Source organism: Burkholderia sp. BCC0506 (assembly GCF_902833145.1).
Classification (GTDB): Bacteria; Pseudomonadota; Gammaproteobacteria; order Burkholderiales; family Burkholderiaceae; genus Burkholderia.
In genome coordinates, this window is record NZ_CADFEN010000017.1 from 47,676 (window position 1) to 67,384 (window position 19,709).

Annotated in this window: 14 protein-coding genes; 3 read left to right on the top strand and 11 right to left on the bottom strand. The window is 64.2% G+C overall.

Features of this window, described 5'->3' with window-relative positions:
* The first annotated feature begins 21 nt into the window (after positions 1 to 21).
* Positions 22 to 2,253 (top strand): transglycosylase domain-containing protein, encoded by a 2,232-nt coding sequence (locus HWX62_RS30210; RefSeq protein ID WP_175932761.1) that lies wholly within the window; start codon positions 22 to 24, stop codon positions 2,251 to 2,253.
* A gap of 34 nt (positions 2,254 to 2,287) precedes the next feature.
* On the opposite strand, the gene add is transcribed toward HWX62_RS30210, so the two are convergent.
* Positions 2,288 to 3,388, bottom strand: a complete 1,101-nt coding sequence (add, locus tag HWX62_RS30215) for an adenosine deaminase (RefSeq protein ID WP_175932760.1) — start codon at positions 3,386 to 3,388, stop codon at positions 2,288 to 2,290.
* 44 nt (positions 3,389 to 3,432) lie between these two features.
* Positions 3,433 to 4,782, bottom strand: a complete 1,350-nt coding sequence (locus HWX62_RS30220; RefSeq protein WP_175932759.1) for an NCS2 family permease — start codon at positions 4,780 to 4,782, stop codon at positions 3,433 to 3,435.
* A 94-nt stretch (positions 4,783 to 4,876) separates the two neighbouring features.
* On the opposite strand from HWX62_RS30220, the gene HWX62_RS30225 reads away from it, so the two are divergent.
* Positions 4,877 to 5,788, top strand: coding sequence for a LysR family transcriptional regulator (locus HWX62_RS30225; protein ID WP_175932758.1), 912 nt, complete (start codon positions 4,877 to 4,879; stop codon positions 5,786 to 5,788).
* A gap of 29 nt (positions 5,789 to 5,817) precedes the next feature.
* Here HWX62_RS30225 and HWX62_RS30230 read toward each other — a convergent pair whose 3' ends face one another.
* The 4 genes from HWX62_RS30230 to HWX62_RS30245 all read right to left on the bottom strand — a co-directional run bounded on the left by HWX62_RS30230 (position 5,818) and on the right by HWX62_RS30245 (position 11,260).
* Positions 5,818 to 6,870 (bottom strand): nucleoside hydrolase, encoded by a 1,053-nt coding sequence (locus HWX62_RS30230; protein ID WP_175932757.1) that lies wholly within the window; start codon positions 6,868 to 6,870, stop codon positions 5,818 to 5,820.
* Between the two features lie 8 nt (positions 6,871 to 6,878).
* Positions 6,879 to 7,991, bottom strand: a complete 1,113-nt coding sequence (locus tag HWX62_RS30235) for a porin (RefSeq protein ID WP_175932756.1) — start codon at positions 7,989 to 7,991, stop codon at positions 6,879 to 6,881.
* Between the two features lie 160 nt (positions 7,992 to 8,151).
* Positions 8,152 to 9,450, bottom strand: a complete 1,299-nt coding sequence (locus HWX62_RS30240; RefSeq protein ID WP_175932755.1) for a hypothetical protein — start codon at positions 9,448 to 9,450, stop codon at positions 8,152 to 8,154.
* Positions 9,451 to 9,841: 391 nt separating this feature from the next.
* Entirely contained in the window at positions 9,842 to 11,260 is a 1,419-nt protein-coding gene (locus HWX62_RS30245; protein WP_175932754.1) for an MFS transporter, read from the bottom strand.
* Between the two features lie 432 nt (positions 11,261 to 11,692).
* Here HWX62_RS30245 and HWX62_RS30250 point away from each other — a divergent pair, with 432 nt between their 5' ends.
* The gene (locus tag HWX62_RS30250; protein WP_175932753.1) at positions 11,693 to 14,137 is read left to right on the top strand and encodes a DUF3772 domain-containing protein; all 2,445 of its coding nucleotides are present in this window, start codon (positions 11,693 to 11,695) and stop codon (positions 14,135 to 14,137) included.
* A gap of 187 nt (positions 14,138 to 14,324) precedes the next feature.
* Here HWX62_RS30250 and HWX62_RS30255 read toward each other — a convergent pair whose 3' ends face one another.
* The 5 genes from HWX62_RS30255 to HWX62_RS30275 form a co-directional block, all read right to left on the bottom strand.
* A complete protein-coding gene (locus HWX62_RS30255; RefSeq protein ID WP_244136114.1) occupies positions 14,325 to 14,846 on the bottom strand; it encodes a hypothetical protein in 522 nt (173 codons plus the stop codon).
* A 481-nt stretch (positions 14,847 to 15,327) separates the two neighbouring features.
* On the bottom strand, positions 15,328 to 15,882 hold the full coding sequence (locus HWX62_RS30260; RefSeq protein WP_175932751.1) for a hypothetical protein: 555 nt from the start codon (positions 15,880 to 15,882) through the stop codon (positions 15,328 to 15,330).
* A gap of 247 nt (positions 15,883 to 16,129) precedes the next feature.
* Positions 16,130 to 16,660, bottom strand: a complete 531-nt coding sequence (locus tag HWX62_RS30265; RefSeq protein WP_244136115.1) for a hypothetical protein — start codon at positions 16,658 to 16,660, stop codon at positions 16,130 to 16,132.
* Positions 16,661 to 16,828: 168 nt separating this feature from the next.
* The gene (locus tag HWX62_RS30270; protein WP_175932750.1) at positions 16,829 to 17,581 is read right to left on the bottom strand and encodes a hypothetical protein; all 753 of its coding nucleotides are present in this window, start codon (positions 17,579 to 17,581) and stop codon (positions 16,829 to 16,831) included.
* Between the two features lie 365 nt (positions 17,582 to 17,946).
* Positions 17,947 to 19,458 (bottom strand): aldehyde dehydrogenase family protein, encoded by a 1,512-nt coding sequence (locus tag HWX62_RS30275; RefSeq protein WP_175932749.1) that lies wholly within the window; start codon positions 19,456 to 19,458, stop codon positions 17,947 to 17,949.
* Between the last annotated feature and the right edge of the window lie 251 nt (positions 19,459 to 19,709).

The following is a 19,709-nucleotide window of genomic DNA, read 5'->3' on the forward strand; positions in this document are numbered from 1 at the left end:
TCCCTCCGCGCTCCTGCCGCCTTGAATCGCTTCGTGCCGTTTCTCCGACACGCGTGGCTCCGTTGCCGCGCCCGGGTCGCGCCGCTCGCCGCCGCGAGCCGCGCACGCCTTCGCGCGCTGGGTGCCGGCGCGCTGCATCGACTGCGCCATCCCACCCGGCGCGGCGTCGCGCTGACGCTCGCCGCGATCCCGGTGCTGGGCCTGCTGGTCCTGCTCGCGTTCGTGCCGTTCACGCCGAGCATCGGCGACATCCGCAAGGCGCGCATCGACCGCCCGGCGCGCGTGCTGTCGGCCGACGGCCGGCTGATCGCCGAATTCCGGCCCGTGAACCGCGAATGGGTGCCGCTCAAGCAGATCTCGCCGCACATGGTCGACGCGCTGATCGCGACCGAGGATCACCGCTTCTACGCGCATCACGGCATCGACTGGCGCCGCACGCTCGCCGCCGGCCTGCATACGTTCTCCGGCGACCGCCAGGGCGGCTCGACGATCACGCAGCAGCTCGCGCGCAACCTGTATCCCGACGAAGTCGGCCGCGCGCCGACGCTCACGCGCAAGGTGAAGGAGCTGATCACCGCGTTCAAGATCGAAGCTGTGTACAGCAAGGACGAGATTCTCGAAACCTACCTGAATACCGTGCCGTTCCTGTACAACGCGTACGGCGTCGAAATGGCCGCGCGCACCTACTTCGGCAAGTCGGCGGACCAGCTCGACCTCGCGGAAAGCGCGACGCTCGTCGGTATGTTGAAGGGCAACAGCTACTACAACCCGGTGCTGAATCCGGAACGCGCGGTCCAGCGGCGCAACATCGTGCTCGGCCGCATGGCGCAGACGGGCATGCTGTCGCCGCAACAGCTCGCGAAACTGCAACGCCAGCCGCTGCGCGTCGACTTCGAACCGCAGACCGCGCAGCCGGGCCTCGCGCCGCATTTCGCGGTGCAACTGCGCAAGTGGCTGATCGCGTGGGCCGACCGCAACAACTACGATCTCTACTCGGACGGGCTCGTCGTACGCACGACGCTCGATGCGCGGTTGCAGGAGATGGCCACGCAGGCGTTGACGCGGCAGACCGAACGGCTGCAGGCGATCGCCGACAGCGCATGGCGCGGGCCGGCCGGCTGCGGGCTGCGCAACGACCTGTTCCGCGGCTTCATCCGGCAGACGCCCGAGTATCGCCAGGCGCGCGACGCCGGGCTCGCCGACGTGGTCGCGGTCAAGCAGCTCGGCGCGAACCGCGAATTCGTGCGGGTGCTGTGCGAGCGCAAGACGCAGGTGCAGGCCGGCTTCGTCGCGATCGATCCGCGCAACGGCGCGATCCGCGCGTGGGTCGGCAGCCCCGACTTCGGCAGCGAGCCGTTCGATCACGTGGTACAGGCGCGGCGCCAGCCGGGCTCGACGTTCAAGCCGTTCGTCTATGGCGCCGCGTTCGCGGACGGCATGCGGCCGGGCGACACGTTCGTCGACCGCCCCGTCGCGATCCCGGTGGACGGCCGCGCCGTGTGGCGGCCGACCGATGCGGAACCGCCGACCGGCGAACCGATGACGCTGCGCGACGGGCTGGCGCTGTCGCGCAATCGCATCACCGCGCAGGTCATGCAGCATGAAGGCGCCGCGAAGGTTGCGCAGCTCGCCCGCGCGATGGGCGTGCGCGACAGTCCGCTCGACGCGGTGCCGTCGCTCGCGCTCGGCACGAGCCCCGTCACGCTGAAGGAAATGGTGTCCGCGTACGGCACGATCGCGAACCGCGGCGTGTACGTGGCGCCGCAGATGATCACGCGTATCGAGGATCGCGACGGCAAGGTGCTCGCCGCGTTCGGCAGCGCGCCGCCCGAGCGTGCGTTGCCGGTGGCCGCCGCGCAGACGCTCGTCGACGCGATGCGCGGCGTCGTCGATTACGGAACCGGCGCGGACATCCGCTCGCGCTACGGGATTCGCATCGACGTCGCGGGCAAGACCGGCACGACGCAGGACAACACGGACGGCTGGTTCATCCTGATGCATCCGCAACTGGTGGCCGGCGCGTGGGTCGGCTTCGACGACGGCAGCGTGACGCTGCGCAGCGACTACTGGGGCGCGGGCGCGCACAGCGCGCTGCCGATCGTCGGCTCGTTTTACGACGCGGCGCTGCGCGCGCGAGCGATCGATCCGCACGTGCAGTTCTCGCCTGACTTCCGGCCGCGCAGCGCGCCGGCGCCGAAGCGGCGCGCGCCGCAGCATTCAGGGCTGTTCGACTGGCTCAGGTTGTTCCGCTGAGCGCGACGGCGGCGGGTTCCGCCAGGAAATGCGCTCAGCCCGCCGCAAGCGTTGCGGCGAGCGCATCGAACTCCGGCGCCCATGCCGCGCGCCACGCGGCCCTCGTCGCGTCATCGACCCATGCACCGTCGATCCCGTTCAGCATGAATTGCTTCAACTCGCCCACGGTGAAGCCGAAATGGCTGAACATCAGCTCCCACGCCTCGCTCGGGTTGACCTTGTGCAGCGTCGGATCGTCGGTGTTCGGATGAATCTTCAATCCGAGGCCCGGCATCTTGCGCATCGGATGCAGCGCGGCCCATTGCTCCGGCGGCAGCGTGCGCAGGTAATACGAATTCGTCGGCACGACGGTAAACACGATCCCGCGCTCCGCGTAGCGCGCGCACAGCTCGGGGTTGTCGACGATCGTATAGCCGTGATCGACGCGGTCCACCTGCAGCAGATCGACGGCCGTCTCGACGTTGCGCCACGGCATCCCGAACTCGCCCGCGTGCGCGGTCGTGCGAAAGCCGGCCGCACGCGCGTTGCGGTACGCCTTCCAGAACAGTTCCGGCGGCCGGTCGTTCTCGCGATAGTCGATGCCGAGCCCCGCGACTTCGTCCGCGCGATTCGCCTTCATCCACTCGACGATCGCCACCGCTTCGTCGGGGTCCTGCTCGCGGTCGATGCTCGGAATCAGGCGCGCGCCGATCCCGAAATCACGCGCGGCATCGCGGATCGCCGTCACGATCGCCGCCTGCGCGTCCGTATACGCGATACCCGATACACGCACCGTTCCCGTCGGATTCCAGAAGAATTCCGCATGCCGCACGTTGTGCGCGGCCGCGTCTTCCAGATACTCGTATGCGATCCGACGCAGATCGTCGGGTTGCGTCAGCAGATACTTGTCGAGCGCGCGCAGCACGTGCAGCACGCCGACCGGCTTCTCGCCGCGCGCATAGAACGCGTCGATCTCCGCGCGCTCGATCGGCGCGCCGCTGCGCTGCGCGAGCGCGACGAACGTGTCGTGCCGCACCGCGCCGAGCAGGTGGCAATGCAGCTCGACCTTCGGCAGCGCGTGGAAGAAGGCCCGATGGGCCGGCGTGATGTCGATGCCCGTGCGGGCGGCCGGGACGTTGCCTGGTGTTGCCTTCATGTCAGTCTCGTTTCGGTAGTGCCATTGCGTCGCGAAGCCGTCTCTCAGTGCGGCTTCACGACGGTCCAGAAGTAATAGCCGAGCGGAATCGCGAGCACGACGAGCCCCCACGACACGTCGCGCCAGCGGCCGGCCAGCAGCTTGACGAGCACGTAGCACAGCAGCCCGCCTGCAATGCCGGTGCCGAAGCTGTTCGACATCAGCGTGAGCAGCACCATCGACATCACGGGCAGCGCATCGGTGAAGTCGTCGAAATGCGTATGGCGAATCGTCGCGAACATCGACAGCCCGATCAGGATCAGCGCTGGCGCGGTGGCCTCCTTCGGGATCGCGAGTGCGACCGGCACGAACAGCAGCATCGCGGCGAACAGCACGGCGGCAGCCAGCGACGACAGGCCGCTGCGACCGCCCGCCTCGACGCCGGCCGCCGATTCGATCAGCGCGGTCAGCGCGGGAATGCCGAACACCGGCCCGAGCGTCGCGGCGAGCGAATCGACGAGAAACGGCCGGTTGATGTTCGGCAGGTTGCCCTGTTCGTCGAGCAGGTTCGCCTTCGCACCGACCGCGAGCGCGGTGCCGAGCGTCGAGAAGAACTCCGCCGCGAAGAACGCGAACAGGTACGGCGCGGCGGCCAGGCTCAACGCGCTGCCGATATCGAGCTTGAACGCGATCGGCGCGATGCCGTGCGGCAGCGACACGAACGACGCGGGCAGGCGCGTGACGCCGAGCGGCACGCCGGCCGCGGCCGCGACGAGAATCGCGATCAGGATCGCGCCGGGCACCTTGCGCGCCTGCAGCACGATCGCCACCGCGAGGCCGATCAGCGCGACAAGCGCACCCGGCCGCGAGAAATCGCCGAGCGCGAACGCGTTCGTCTTCGCGTTCGCGACGACCATCCCCGCATTGCGCAGCCCGAGCATCGTGACGAACAGCCCGATCGACGCGCCGAGCCCGAGCTTGATCTGCACCGGAATCAGCCGCACCACGACGCCGCGTGCGCCGAGTATCGTCAGCAGGAAGAACAGCACGCCCGACACGCACGCGATGCCGAGGCCCGTCTGCCAGCCGACGTGCTCGGTCGTCGCGAGCGTCACGCCGATGATCACCGAGCCGCCGATACCCGGGCCGACGAGGAACGGCAGGTTCGCATACAGCCCCATCAGCGCGGTGAACAGCACGAACACGACGATCGTCGCGGTGGTCGCCGCGCCGCGCTCCATCCCGCCCGTCGCGAGCAGCGACGGAATCACGACGAGCAGGTACGCGGCCGCGAGAAACGACGTGACGCCCGCGATCGTCTCGGTGCGCACGCTGGTGCCGCGCGCGGCGAGCGCGAAGCGGCGCTCGAGCCAGTTGGCCGGCGCACGCGCCGGTATCGTGTCAGTCGCTGACATGGTGGTTCTCCCGTGATTCCGAATATTGTCCTGTGTCGGTTCGTGCAGCACGGTCTTATACTGCCGCGTACCGCATCCCGCCCGTCCCGTTCCGATGTCGTCCGATCGCTCGTCGCTGTTGCCCGCACTCACGTTGCGGCAGGTCCAGCATTTCGTCGTCCTTGCGCATGCACGCAGCTTCACGCAGGCTGCGCAGTCGCTGTCGCTCACGCAGCCCGCGCTCACCGCGTCGATCCGACAGATCGAGTTCCTGCTCGGCGGCCGCCTGTTCGCACGCACCGCGCACCGGCTCACGCTGACCACGGCGGGCGAGGCCGTGCTGCCGCTCGCCGAACGCCTGCTGAACCAGGCGCGCGGCACCTTCGACGACATGACGCGGCTCATCGGCGAACGCATCCAGACCGTGCGCATCGCGTTCATTCCGTCGGTCGCGGGCCGCCTGCTGCCCGCGCTCAACACACTGCGCGGCACGCACCCGACGCTGCGCTTCACGCTCACCGACCTGCCGAACAGCGCGCTCGTCGAAGCGGTGCGCGACGGCGTCGCGGATCTCGGCATCGGCGTGCGCGAACCCGACGGCGACGACGGCACGCTGCGCTACCGGCAACTGTTCGAGGACGAAATCGTGATCGTCGTGCGGCACGACGATCCGCTGGCCCGCGCGAAGAGCGTCACGTGGGCGAAGCTCGTCGATCGCGAACTCGCGGTGTTCGTGCGCGGCAGCGTCAGCGAATCGCTGCATCGCACCGGCGGCGCCGAAAAGCTGCGCCTGAACGTCGCGTACCGGATGGAATACACGGAGCCGCTCTATGCGCTCGCGCGCAATGGCCTCGCGATCGCCGTACTGCCGAGTCTCTATACGATGCATCTGCACGATCCCGAACTCGTCGCGCTGCGCGTCGACAAACCGCGCGTCACGCGCGCGATCTCGCTGATCTCGCTCGCCGCCGACGATCGCGGCCCGCACGTGCGGGCATGCCGCGAGTGGATCGCGAAGCACATCTGATTCCGTTCGCCGCGCCCGGCCCCCCGCGCTCAGGGCAGCTTCGCGATGCGCTCGACGAGCGTCGCGTAGAAGCGGTCCGCGTCGACCTCGTTGATCCACGTCGCGTTCGCCGCACGGCCGCTGCGCCCGTTCCAGTCGACGATCGTCTCGCCGAGCGTCCACTGCCCGGTCGTCTCGACCGCCACGTTCACCTTGCGTCCGCCGAACAGCGTCGGATCGACGAGATAACCGACGGCCGTCGGGTCGTACATCGGCGCGTCGTCGATCCCGCGCCGCTTCCTGTTGTATGCAAGTTCGGCATCCATGATGTCCGCGACGATCGCGCCGCAGCGATTGCCGAGCGCGCGCAACGGCGCGACGCGCGCCGGCGTGATCGGCGCCTTCACCGCGACGTCGCGCGGCAGCACGACGATCGGCACGCCGCTGCCGAACACGACTTCCGCCGCCTGCGGATCGACGTAGATGTTGAACTCGGCGGCCGGCGTAATGTTGCCGCGCTCGAAGAACGCGCCGCCCATCAGCACGATCTCGCGCAGCGCGGCGCGAATCTGCGGCGCCTCGACCAGCGCGGTCGCGAGGTTGGTCAGCGGGCCGAGCGCGCACAGCGTCACGCTGCCCGGCGCCGCGCGGCTCAGCGTGTCGACGAGGTACGACACCGCGTGACCGGCGGCGAGCGGCGCGCGCGGCTCGTGCAGTTCGACGCCTTCGAGCCCCGTCTTGCCATGCACGTTCGCGGCCGTCACGAGATCGCGCACGAGCGGGCGCGGGCAGCCGGCATACACCGGCAGCGTCTTCGTGCGGCCGGCCCAGTCGCGGACGATCCGCGCATTGCGTTCGGTCAGGTCGAGCGGCACGTTGCCCGCCACGGCCGTCAGCGCGCGCACGTCGAGCCGGTCCTGCGCGCCGAGCGCGAACAGGATCGCGATGGCGTCGTCCTGCCCCGGATCGGTATCGATGATCACCGTGCGGCGCGCGGCGTCGCCGTCGGCCGCGAATGCGCCGGTTTCGGGCAGCAGCGCGGTGCCGGCCAGCGCGGCGGACAGTTTCAGGAAGGTGCGGCGGGATGCGATCGGATGAGTCATGGTCGGGCTCAGAAAACGTGCCGGACGCCGAGCGTCGCCATCATCTGGCGCGTGCCGGTCGAACGCGCATACGCGAAAATCTGCGCATGATCCGCGTCGCCGGCCGCCTGCTGCGCGATCACCGTCAGCGCGACGTCGGTGCGTTTGGACAGGAAGTAATCGGCCTGCAGGTTCACCTGATGCCATTTCGGCCGCTTGTCGATCACGTCGTACTTGCCGTTCGTGAACGCATACGCGGCGCCGAGAAAGAGCTGCGGCGTCATCGTGTAGACGACGTTCACGCCCAGGTTCTGCAAGTGCAGATGCGAATGATCGAGGTAATCGTAGCGCACGTCGGTGAACATCGCCGCGAACTGCGCGCGGCCGATCGTGTAGAAGCCGCCCGTGCCGGCGATTCGCTGCCGGCTCGCGTACGCGGCCGGCGACAGCGCGCTCTTGCTGAAGATCAGCAGCGGCGACGCGTAGTCGTTCGCGATCGCGCCGTCCTGGTTCGTCGCGCTGTACGGATGGTTGTACTGCGCATAGACCGCGCTCCAGCGCAGCGGGCCGCGCTCATAGCCGAGCCCGAAGCTGTACGCGCTGTTGTTCGCGAAACCGGTCGCATTGCTGAAGCCGTACAGCGCGGTGAATTTCAGCCCGTAGTAGACGGGGCTCACGTACTTCACCGAGTGCTGCACGCGGATGTCGTTGTAGCCGTTGTCGTTGTCGCCGATGTTCACGCCGTTGCTTGCGATGATCACCGGCCCGATGTAGTCGTGGATCGCGTCGTACTGGCGGCCGAAGGTCAGCGAGCCATAGGTGCGATCGGCCAGCCCGACGTACGCCATGCGCCCGAACTCGCGGCCGTTCTGCGCGGCCGTGCCCGTCATCACGTTGAAGCCGTTCTCGAGCTGGAACACCGCGGACAGTCCCTGCCCGAGATCCTCCTTGCCCTTCAGCCCCCAGCGCGGGTTCTGGTTGGTGCCGGACAGCGCCTGCCACGCGTTCTTGCCGCCCTGGTTCGTCGCGAACCCGACGCCGGCCGAGATCAGGCCGTACAGCGTGATGCTGCTTTGCGCGCAGGCATGGGTCGCGAAGGCGCCGAGCATCGCGAGCGGAGCGAGCTTGTAGAGAGTTTTCATGCGGGTCGTGTGGTCGGTGGTGGGCCAGGCGCGGCAGGGTTCCGCGAAACTGGATTCGACTATACGAACCCGGATCGGATAATAAAAGTTTGCTTTCCTTATATCTGGATAAAACGGATTTATTCTCATCTCCACGCCTGCCGTGCTCGACGAACGGCGCTCAGTCCGCCGTGTCGCCGCTCTTCGGCAGCTTCGACCACGCGCCGCGCCCCGGCAACGGCGACCAGGCCGGGCGGGTCTTGCGGGCGCTGTCGATCACGACCAGGTAGCGGCCCGCGATCGGCGTGATGTCGCGATCGCGACGCAGCACCCACAGCGACTTGCCGGCCTCGACGCGTGCCTGGTAGTCGTCGTCGAGCAGGCCATGCCGGTCGAGGAACGTGTTCAGCGATGCGGGAATCCGCACGCAGCCCTTCGAGTGGCGGATGCCGAGCAGCGCTTCGAGCCGGTCGGGGTCGGTCGCATGCATCTGGAAGCGCATCGGCGACACGCCGCCCTTGCCCCAGCCGCGCTCGCCGTCCACCCAGCCGAAGTCGTAGATGCGCATGTCGCGGCGGCCGTAGCCGCGAATGCCGTTCTCGTTCGTCGTGCCTTCCGCACGGAAATCCATCGTGTCGGGCGAATGATGGAACACGCCGAGCGGCGTCAGAAAATGGTCGTACTGGCCCGGCAGCCCGGTGCCGACCGGCGATGCGCCGATCATCAGCCACGCATTGGCCGGTGTCGCACGAAAGTAGACGAACAGCGCCTGCACGTTCGGCGCGCGGTCGACCATCGCGACGTATTCGCCGGCGAGATCGCCGAGATCGGCGTCGGCGAGCGCTTTCTGGAGCCGCTCGCCGTACGCGCGCTGCTCGCTCGCCGGCACGTTCAGGCGTCGCGTGACTTCCTGCGTGAAACGCTTGCGCATGTCGAGCGCGCGCGCCGTCGCGTCTTGCGCCTCTTCGGCCGACAGCGGCGGATGCCGGCGCGGCGGGGTCGGCGGAGGCGGCTCGGCCTCGCTCGCGGGTGTGCCGGATGCGGCCGATGCAGGCGCGGCAACCGATGCTGCGGAAGCGGCCGACGCACCCGATGCCGCGCTCGCGGAGTCCCCGTGATTCGCGTGTGATGCGGCGGATGTCGGCGCGGCGGCGGATGCACCCGACCCTGCATGCGCGGACGAAGCCGGCTGCGTACGAGAGGCCGCCGACGCAGGCGACGCAACAGATGAGGATTGCAGAGCGGACGACGGAGCCTCTGACGCGGCAAAGGCAGGTCGTTCGGCGAGAGCGGAAATCGACACCGCGGCAGCGAGCCACACGTATGCGGCGACTGCACGGCTGAGGCAACGCGGCTTCGCAAAGCGCCGCGCCAAATGGGCAAGAATCATACGTTCGAAGCCATCGGCCGATCCGGCCGCCGCATGCTGCTGGTGCGAGCGGCGCATCTTCCGCGCAAGCCATCGACACGTCCGGCGCATCGCGTGCGCCCGGCGCCGACGCCTCTTCGCGGCGGAGCCGTTCGCTGTTGCAACGCGGGCGCTCCGATGGCGGCTAATGAGTCGTCAGGCCCCCCATTTTACTCGTCGATGCACGAATCGGCAGCGACGAAAACCGCGATTTCACGGCGGAATTGCGCTTCGTCACGCTTTGTTTCAACTCGTTGCCGCTTGCGTGTTCGTTGCGTGTCACGCTTGCGCGTTGGATGTTTTCGGCGCACGGCTGAAGGCTAGCGCGTTTCATCCGGTCGAGCGTGCCGCCCGGTTGATTCGCATCACAAAACATTTTGACGACCCGGCGATCCGGAAACAAAACCCGCCCACAGCGCACGCATGCCGCATCAACTGTACGACACGCGTGCGCATCGGCCGACTACTTCGAGATGGTTTCCAGCGCAATGCCCTTCGTGCGTGGGCCCATCCACCCGATCGCAGCCATCACGATCACCATCGCGCCCGCGATGAACGCGAACACGCCGAACGTGCCGAAGCCCCGCAGCACGGCCGCGATCACGAACGACGAGAAGATCGCCGAGAAACGGCTCCACGAATAGACGAAGCCGACGGCCCGCGCGCGGATCGACGTCGGGAACAGCTCGGCCTGGTATGCGTGGAAGCTGTACGACATGATGTTGCTCGCGAGCGTGAGGCCGATGCCGAGCACGATCAGGAACGCGCCCACCGTCGTCTGGCTGAACAGCAGCCCGCACACGACGATCGCCGCCGCCATCGCGACGATCACCGACTTGCGCTCGAAGCGGTCCGCGATCACGAGGCCGATCAGCGGGCCGAGCGGCGCGGCGAGCGCGATCACGCTCGAATACATCAGGCTCGACGTGATCGTGATGCCCTGCTTGATCAGCAGCGTCGGCACCCAGTTCGCGAAGCCGTAGAAGCCGACCGTCTGGAACACGTTGAAGATCGTCATCATGATCGTGCGGCTGCGATACGGCGGCACCCACATGTCGCGGAAGCTGCCGCGCGGCGGCACGGGCTCGGCCGGCGCGGGCGGCGGCAGCGGCCGCCCGTATTCGGCTTCGACCTTCGCCTCGAGCACGCGCATGATGCGATCGGCTTCGTCGACGCGGCCCTGCTGCGCGAGCCAGCGCGGGCTTTCCGGCAGTTCGCGGCGAATCCACCACACGAACAGCGCGCCGTGCGCGCCGATCAGCACGACCCAGCGCCAGCCGTCGAGGCCGAGCGGCGCGTGCGGCACGAGCAGGTACGCGAGGAACGCGACCACCGGCACCGCGACGAACCCCACCGCCTGCTCGCATGCGAACGCACGGCCGCGAATCTGCTTCGGCACGAGTTCGGAGATGTACGTGCCGATCGTCACCATCTCGACGCCGAGCCCGAGGCCGACGACGAAGCGCCAGAAGTTCAGCCCGGTCGCGGTGTCCTGGAACGCCATCACGATGTTCGCGGCCGTGTACCACAGCAGCGACCATGTGAAGATCGCGCGGCGGCCGAAGCGGTCGGCGAGGAAGCCGCACGCGATCGTGCCGATGAAGAGCCCGGAGAACAGCGCGGCGATGAAGCTCGCGACGCCCGTGGTGCCGAACAGGCCGTGCGTCGTCGCGGAAAGGATGCCGCTTTTCACGAGGCCCGGCGCGACGTAGCCGCTGTACAGCAGATCGTAGAGTTCGAAGAAGAAGCCGAGGCTCAGCAGCACGACGAGCTTCCAGACGCTGCGCGTCGGCGGCAGGCGGTCGAGGCGGGCCGAGATGGAGCCGGGGTCGATGGAAGGGGATGGGGCTTGTGCCTGCGGAAGGCTGTCCGTTGAGGCCATCTTGGGCGCGTCTCCTGATCGTGTCGTGTGTTGTTGTCCGGCGACCGGCGAGCCGCCGTCGGGCGAATCGCTGCATTGTACCGGCACGCCCGTTCGATGCCTGTGCAGGGCAGCAGGTCGGCCGCATTGCGGGCGCCGAAGCCGTTCGATGCGCCCTTTTCCCGCCGGATAATGTGTAAATTGCGTAACCGTGTGTCCGGTACGGAACGCGTGTCGGCGTGGCGCTCCGGCGCCATCGGCGCTGCGCAGAGGCCGCGCGGGCCGGCAATCACGGGCCTGCCGCGCTGCTTCGCGCCGCCGGAATCGCCGCGAACGGCAAGACGCAATCGGTACAACCACGCGTTCCGCGCCCCGGTAACATGCTAGCGGGCCAACTACCGGCTTCCGGTGACCTTTCGGCAACCGGCATTGTCGGCAAATCGTAAGCATTCCATGTCCATACAACGACTCTCTCTCTACGCCCGCCGGATTGCGCTGATCGCGCTGCTGCAATTCGCGGCGATCGCGACCGCGTCGGCGTTTCCGGCAGCCGCTTCCACTCCCGTCGCGAGCGGGGTCGGCGCCACCGCGCCGGCCATCTCGCTGCCCGACGCCATCGCACAGCTCAAGCAGATGCAGGCCGAGCTGGACCGCATCAAGCAGCAGACCTCGACCGCGTCCAACAGCAAGGAACTGGATGCGCTCGACGACTCGACGCAGGAACTGAGCGCCGATGTCGCGAAACTGCAGAGCGATCTCACGCCGCAACGCGCGCAGGTGCAGGCACAGCTCGACGTGCTCGGCCCGCCGCCTGCCGCGGGTGCCGCGCCGGAAACGCCGGCCGTCGCGAAACAGCGGGCCGCGCTGGACGCGCGCAAGGCGCAGATCGACGCCGCGCTGAAGCAGGCCGCCGACCAGAAGACGAGCCTCACGAACCTGAGCGAGCAGTTCGCGAAGCTGCATCGCAGCCTGCTGAAGAACCAGCTCGCGTTCCGTTCGGGCAGCATCTTCAGCGCGCAGTTCTGGCTGCCGCTGTTCCACCTGTCGCCGGACGATCGCCAGCGGCTCCAGGATTTCGACGACGAGCTGCTCGACATGCTGCGCTCGTCGTGGGTGCCGGGGCAGCGGGCAATCACCGCCGCGCTGCTGATCGCCGCATTCGCCGCGTGGCTCGGCGGCCGCCGGCTCATCGAGCGCGGGCTCGCCTGGATCGCGCTGAACCGCCTGCCGCCCACCCGCTTGCGCCGCAGTGCGCTGGCGCTGTCGACCGCGCTGTCGACGCTTCTGGCGACGGCCATTGCCGTGCAGATTCTCTACCTCGCCGTCGCGCGCCACTACGAGCTCACGCCGTCGCTGACCGACCTGTGGGACCAGTTCGCCAAGCTCGCCGCCACCTGCGCACTGATCGCCGGGCTCGGCCGCGCACTCCTCTGCACGAAACATCCGTCCTGGCGCCTGCCCGCGCTCGCCGATCCGGTCGCGCTCGCGATGAAGCCGTTCCCCAGCATCCTCGCGGCGCTGCTGCTGGTGTCCGGCACGCTCGAATCGATCAACCGGATCGTCGACACCAGCCTGTCGGTCACGCTGTTCGGTCGCGGCATCGTGTCGCTCGTCGTCGCGCTGACGGTCGGCGCGTCGTTGCTGCGCGCGAACCGCGCGCGCAGCGCCCTCGCGGCGGCCGGCGAGGCGCCCGAGCAGCGCTCGACGCTCGCCGGGCTGATCCATGCCGGCGTCACGCTCGCGATCGTCGCCTCGTTGATCGCACTCCTGATCGGTTACATCACGGTCGCGCGCTTCATCACGTACGAGCTCGTGTGGTTCGAGATCGTGCTGTGCGCAACCTACATCCTGATCCAGTTGACGCGCGACGCGAGCGAAAGCCTGTTCTCGTCGAGCCTGTCGACGGGCCAGCAGATCAAGCACCTGTTCGCGCTCGAAGATCGCCACCTCGACCAGGCGCGCACGGTCCTGTCCGGCTTCGGCACGAGCCTGCTGATGCTGATCGCGGCGATCGCGCTGCTGACGGGCGGCTTCGGCACGACGCCGGGCGACCTGCTCGACAGCGCGGTCGCGATGATCGGCAGCCAGCGGCTGCAGAGCCTGAACATCATGCCCGACCGGATCATGAACGCCGTGATCGGGTTCGCGATCGGCTTCTACCTGCTGCGTTCGCTGCGCCGCTGGCTCGACGCCGAGTTCATGCCCGCGCTCGGCATGGATACGGGCATGCGCGTGTCGCTGATCACGCTGTTCACCAACGTCGGCTACGTGCTGCTCGTGCTGATGACGCTCGGGCTGCTCGGCGTCAGGTGGAACAATCTCGCGTGGATCGTCAGCGCGTTGTCGGTCGGTATCGGCTTCGGCCTGCAGGAAATCGTGAAGAATTTCGTGTCGGGGCTGATCCTGCTGACCGAGCGGCCGGTGAAGGTGGGCGACATGGTCAGCATCGCGGGCGTCGAAGGCGACATCCGCCGCATCAACGTGCGCGCAACCGAGATCCAGCTCAGCGACCGCTCGACCGTGATCGTGCCGAATTCGCAGCTGATCTCGCAGAACGTGCGCAACGTGACGATGGGCAACAGCACGCAGGGCGTCGCGACGCTGGTGCTGACATTCCCGCTGAACACCGATCCCGAGCAGGTGCGCGACCTGCTGCTCGATGCGTATCGCGAGCACCCGGCGATTCTCGAGAAACCGGCGCCGTCGGTGACGTTCAGCCAGCTCGCGCCGGACGGAATCACGCTGAGCGTGACGGGTTACGTGTCGAGCCCGCGGATCGCGAGTGCGACGAAGAGCGACCTGCTGTTCGAGATCCTCAAGCAATTGCGCGCGGCGGGGATCACGCTGTCGAGCCCGCAGATGCTGGTGGTGCAGAACATGCCGACGGAAGAGAAGTAAAACGAAGACGGCCGATCGCGTACCGCAGCTATCGCGACGGCCGTCTCCGGTACTACCGAAATGCCCATCGCCCGATGATGCCGGCGCTGGCAAACAGTCGAAGCCGCGCCGCCTCCCATTCGGCAAGCGTTCGCACCCGTTCCTGGCGGGCATCGGCCCATTCATCCAGCTCATACCAAGCCAAGTTCTACTCCTCTGTGCACGTAAATTTGTTGCGCAACGCCATGAAAATCACGACTGAGCCAACGGCAATTGCCGTAATGTCAGCGCCACCGGCAAACAATGGCCCGATAAATCCCAACCACAGGCGTGATCGACTTATTGCCACGAAATTCCACTCGAAATAATAACCATAAATGAAAAGATAAAATAACCCCAATCCCGCAAATACAAAAACAACAGTCACCGAGTAAATTTTTCTTACAAACGAAAATTTCGAATACTCATTTACAACCCGATCTCGATACCAGCAACAAATACGAATCGCCACCCAAAATCTAATTGGCGCCGCGATCAACATCAGCGCGAAATAAATCGCTGTGACATCAGGAAATTCAGATTCCTTTATCGCATTAAAAATAAGCGGAAATATTTCCCCAATGCTTTCCACTACAATTCGCGAATATGGCCAACGCGTTAATGCATCGTCCGGCGCGAACCATGCGATCAGCGCGCCAGCAAGATGCAGCACCAAGAGCGCTGGATTCATGCGATAAATCTTGATCATCAAACCAAAGATGTTCCTGGGTTCCGCGTCGTTACCTTCTACTGCCGACACCTCCTCATAGCGCGGCCCCTCCCTTTTTCGCGGCTTGGAACAAGCACGCCATCTCAATTCACTCCATTTACCCACAGGATTCTCTTATTTTCATACACATACGATACATTAAAAATAATTTGAAAGTTCCGTACTTGTACGATCATTTATTCCGGGCACGCCATCAGCGAATCCACGCAAGCGAAAACGTCCCCGTGCCTTCACCCAATCATCACTGCGCCAGAAAACAAAATAGCCGGCCCACGGACAGCTTTTCGCGAACTCGGCCCGATATATGGCATCATTCATAGGTTTCGGCTGTATTCGCGTTTGCCTACTTCATGTATTCGGCGGCTTTTTCTAGCGCGGCTTTAATACCTTCACCCGCCGCTCCAATTGCATCCCAACTATCGAGTTCATTCCACGCCATTTCTTACCTCTTTATTTTAAAAAACACCCACGAAAAAAAGATGAATATCCACGCAATCCCCGCCGCCACGCCAAATCCCTCTGCGCCACCCGCAAATATAGGGCCAATCAATCCAAGCAAAAATCTAGACTCCGAGATCGGAAGAACATTTATTTCGTAATACGGCCGACCAAATAACACAGCCGCCACCCCAAAAACAAAGAAGAACACCACCCCAACTGACAAAATCACCCTCTTAAAAAATGATTTTTTTATTATCGCCACTGTGTGGCCCCTGTCCACATAGAAAGCGCGAGCCGAATCAAATATCCTCACAGGCAAGAGCGCATACATAATAGAAAAATACAGCCCCATTACACCCGGAAAAGCAGATTTTTCCGCTGCCTCGTTCACAACCGGAAATACGCGACCGGCCCACGATACAAAATCCGCAAGAATCTTGTATCGCACCAGAACATCAGCGGGAGCAAACCATGCGATCAGCGCACCAAAGATATGCAAAGACAATATTCGCGGACAGTAGCGGTAATACCTCAACAAACCTTTCAATTCATCCATGGATTGCTTCACCTAGCATTCTTACCTGCGGGAATAGACCCTCGTTCGATAATCCGCCTTCATTACAACACCTCAAAATAGCGCCATCCACCATGACCACCAAAACCATCACGCGAATTGAGCCAGAGGCGTTGCATCGGAATCGATCGTATATAGGACAAGAAAATTTCAAGTAGACAGTGACAACAACTTTCTGTAGCGCGACTTTCCCGCATCCTCTCTGAACGAACATATCCATTTGTCGATTTCACAACCGGCCGGCCCCTTTACCAGTAAAGGTGCGGCACAAAGCAATGAAAATTGCAACCACGCCAACTGCGATAGCGACAACATCAGCCCCACCCGCAAATAACGGCCCGATCAAACCCAGCCACATGCGCGATCGGCTTATTGCAACAAAGTTCCACTCATAGAAATACCCACCAACCAAAATAGAATGAAATCCCATGCACATAAACATCAAGACAACGACAATCGAGTAAATTTTCTTCGTGACGGAAAATTTCGAATATCCATCCTCGACCCGAGATCGATACGAATAACAAAAACGAATTGCCACCGAAAGTCTCATCGGAATCGCAACCAACATCAGAAAAAAATACAGCGCCGTCACGTCGGGAAATTTGGATTTCTTTACCGCCTCTGGTAGCAAAGGAAATATCTCTCCAACGTTAGCTACCGCTATCTTCATAAATGGCCAACGAGTCAACGCATCATCCGGCGCAAACCAAGCAATCACCACACCAGACAGATGCAAAGCCAAGAGTGCGGGACTCATTCGATAAATCCTGATCATCAGGCCAAAGATGTTCTTGGGCTCAGTGTCGCCCCCCGCCTCCTCCCTCCTCGGTCCATAGCCCTCTCCCTCCTCTTGTTCCTTGGGACAAGCACGCCACCTTGCCCCCTGACGTTCTTTCATATAAATGCCCAATTAAATCTCGTAAATTTATCGACCTCGCTCCACCTGCGCCTCGCACTTACGACCCAACTCACACACCGAAAGAGCTCGTTCCGCCGGAATCAAATCACGACCCGCAACACCTTTTTTCAACAAAAACATGCAACACAACAAAGCAACAATCGCAACACTCGCCACAACAAAGCAAATAACCAAATACCCACCAGCAAATAATGGTCCTATCATTCCGAGCCAGAACCTCGATTTTCCGACTGACATGAAATTCCAGTCAAAATATTGGCCGTGGAAAATCAGAAGGAACACACTCCCAGACAAAAACAAAATCGCAACCAGAAATGCACAAATCTTCCGTTTCCACGAGTAGCCGAAGTACCCAGCTACTATCTCCCCCCTCTCCACATAGCAAAGACGGAAAGCTTCAAATATTCTGATCGGTATCGCGGCCAACAACAGTGAGAAATAGAGCGCTGTGACATCCGGAAACAGAGATTTCTCGATTGCCTTAGGTAGCAATGGAAATACTTCGCCGATGGCGGTCACCACTGGCTTCAGCATTGGCCAGCGCTTCAGCGAGTCATTAGGTGCAAACCATGCGATCAGCGCACCCGCGAGATGCAAAGCCAAGATTGCAGGGCTTCGACGATAAAACTCGATCAGGGAGAAAAGGACATTTTGATGCCATGTGCCTTCCCCCTTCGCAATCAATAGTGGCCGACAATGTGCTCCCTCTTCGCTCCCATTAGCACATGCATGACCTGTCGATTCCCGCAACCATTTCATACGTATACCTAATCAATGTGTCGAAACGTTACCAAATCGAACCCACCACTCACACTAGCCACCAGCGATATGCAACGCCATGAAGATATAGAAATAATTGAAAGAAAACAAGAAATTGGCTTATTTTCATACACATACGAAACATCAAAAAATGATTCCAAATCCCCGTACTTGTACGATTACTTGTCCTGACGCACCATAAGCGAATCCACTCACGCGAAATATCCCACCCTCGCCCAATCAATCACCGCACCAGAAAACAAAAAAGCCGGCACATGGCCGGCTTTTCCGCTTGAAACGATAACAACTCGACATCAGTCGCCCGATGAAATCAGCGCAAACAACCCGCCAATCCCACCCCGACATCAAACATCGAACTTCACCCCCTGCGCCAGCGGCAGTTGCCGGCTGTAGTTGATCGTATTCGTCGCACGGCGCATATACGCCTTCCACGCATCCGAACCCGACTCGCGCCCGCCGCCCGTTTCCTTCTCGCCGCCGAACGCGCCGCCGATTTCCGCGCCGCTCGTGCCGATGTTCACGTTGACGATCCCGCAATCGCTGCCGGCCGCCGACATGAACTGCTCGGCCTCGCGCATGTCGTTCGTGAAGATCGCCGACGACAGGCCTTGCGGCACCGCGTTGTGCACCTCGATCGCATCGTCGAAGTTGTCGTAGACCATCACGTACAGGATCGGCGCGAACGTCTCGCGCTCGACCACCGCCGATTGCTTGGGCATCCGCACGATGGCCGGACGCACGTAGTACGCATCCGGGTGACCGACATCGACGCGCTCGCCGCCCTTCACTTCGCCGCCCTGCTCGCGCGCATCGGCCAGCGCCTTCTGCATCGCGTCGAACGACGCACGATCGACCAGCGGGCCGACCAGCGTGCCTTCTTCGAGCGGGTTGCCGACCTTCACCGACGCGTAGGCCTTCTCGATGCGCGGCAGCAGTTGCTCGACGAGGCTGCGATGCACGATCAGGCGGCGCAGCGTCGTGCAGCGCTGGCCGGCCGTGCCGACCGCCGCGAACGTGACCGCGCGCACGACGAGGTCGAGATCCGCGCTCGGCGCGACGATCATCCCGTTGTTGCCGCCGAGTTCGAGGATGCCGCGTGCCAAGCGCTGGCTCAGCACCTTCGCGACTTCCTGGCCCATCCGCACGCTGCCCGTCGCGCTGACGACCGGCACCTTCTTCGACGCCGTCAGCACCTCGCCGACATCGCGCATGCCGAGCACCAGCTGGCTCAGCTCCGCCGGCGCGACGCCCGGATGCGTCTTGTCGAACTCGCGCAGCGCCTTCTGGAGCAGCACGTGGCACGCGATCGCGGTGAGCGGCGTCTTCTCGGACGGCTTCCACACGACCGAATCGCCGCACACGAACGCGAGCGCCGCATTCCACGCCCACACCGCGACCGGGAAGTTGAACGCCGAAATCACGCCGCACACGCCGATCGGGTGCCACGTTTCCATCATCCGGTGGCCCGGGCGCTCGGACGCGATCGTGAGGCCGTAAAGCTGGCGCGACAGACCGACCGCGAAATCGCAGATGTCGATCATTTCCTGCACTTCACCGAGGCCTTCCGACGTGATCTTGCCGGCTTCGAGCGTGACGAGGCGGCCGAGCTCGGCCTTGTGCTCGCGCAGCACGTTGCCGAACACGCGCACGAGTTCGCCGCGCACCGGCGCCGGCACCGTGCGCCACTTGAGGAATGCGTCGTGCGCGGCGTCGATCTTGCGCTCGGCGTCGGCGGGCGTGTCGACGGCCAGCGTCGCGAGCGTCGCGCCGTCGAGCGGCGAACGCGCGGTCAGCGCGTTGCCTTTCCACTGGGCGAGATCGATGTCGAGCGCGGCAAGAATGTCGTTGAATTGCATCACTTCCTCTTCAGGGACAGATTGATCGGTGCGGCGGCAGCGCCGCCCGCGTGATTCGATTGGAGCGCGTTCGAGCGCCTTGTGCAAGCGGATGCGCCCCGCGGCGGGCCCCGGTGCGCCATCCGGCGCATCGCGCTGCGCCGCCGCCGGACACCCCGGCCGGACGGCGCGCCCCAGCCTCGCGAGGCACGATCCATGAAACACATTGTCGATGGCCACAAGTCGGGCCGCTATTGATATTAACTCACGAC

What these genes read in the sequence shown, in the direction of transcription:
- add (WP_175932760.1), bottom strand. Translation starts at nt 3,388, where the DNA reads ATGAAGGCAACACCAGGCAACGTCCCGGCCGCCCGCACGGGCATCGAC.
- HWX62_RS30220 (WP_175932759.1), bottom strand. Translation starts at nt 4,782, where the DNA reads ATGTCAGCGACTGACACGATACCGGCGCGTGCGCCGGCCAACTGGCTC.
- HWX62_RS30225 (WP_175932758.1), top strand. Translation starts at nt 4,877, where the DNA reads ATGTCGTCCGATCGCTCGTCGCTGTTGCCCGCACTCACGTTGCGGCAG.
- HWX62_RS30230 (WP_175932757.1), bottom strand. Translation starts at nt 6,870, where the DNA reads ATGACTCATCCGATCGCATCCCGCCGCACCTTCCTGAAACTGTCCGCC.
- HWX62_RS30235 (WP_175932756.1), bottom strand. Translation starts at nt 7,991, where the DNA reads ATGAAAACTCTCTACAAGCTCGCTCCGCTCGCGATGCTCGGCGCCTTC.
- HWX62_RS30240 (WP_175932755.1), bottom strand. Translation starts at nt 9,450, where the DNA reads ATGCGCCGGACGTGTCGATGGCTTGCGCGGAAGATGCGCCGCTCGCAC.
- HWX62_RS30245 (WP_175932754.1), bottom strand. Translation starts at nt 11,260, where the DNA reads ATGGCCTCAACGGACAGCCTTCCGCAGGCACAAGCCCCATCCCCTTCC.
- HWX62_RS30250 (WP_175932753.1), top strand. Translation starts at nt 11,693, where the DNA reads ATGTCCATACAACGACTCTCTCTCTACGCCCGCCGGATTGCGCTGATC.
- HWX62_RS30255 (WP_244136114.1), bottom strand. Translation starts at nt 14,846, where the DNA reads ATGAATCCAGCGCTCTTGGTGCTGCATCTTGCTGGCGCGCTGATCGCA.
- HWX62_RS30260 (WP_175932751.1), bottom strand. Translation starts at nt 15,882, where the DNA reads ATGGATGAATTGAAAGGTTTGTTGAGGTATTACCGCTACTGTCCGCGA.
- HWX62_RS30265 (WP_244136115.1), bottom strand. Translation starts at nt 16,660, where the DNA reads ATGAGTCCCGCACTCTTGGCTTTGCATCTGTCTGGTGTGGTGATTGCT.
- HWX62_RS30270 (WP_175932750.1), bottom strand. Translation starts at nt 17,581, where the DNA reads ATGAAATGGTTGCGGGAATCGACAGGTCATGCATGTGCTAATGGGAGC.
- HWX62_RS30275 (WP_175932749.1), bottom strand. Translation starts at nt 19,458, where the DNA reads ATGCAATTCAACGACATTCTTGCCGCGCTCGACATCGATCTCGCCCAG.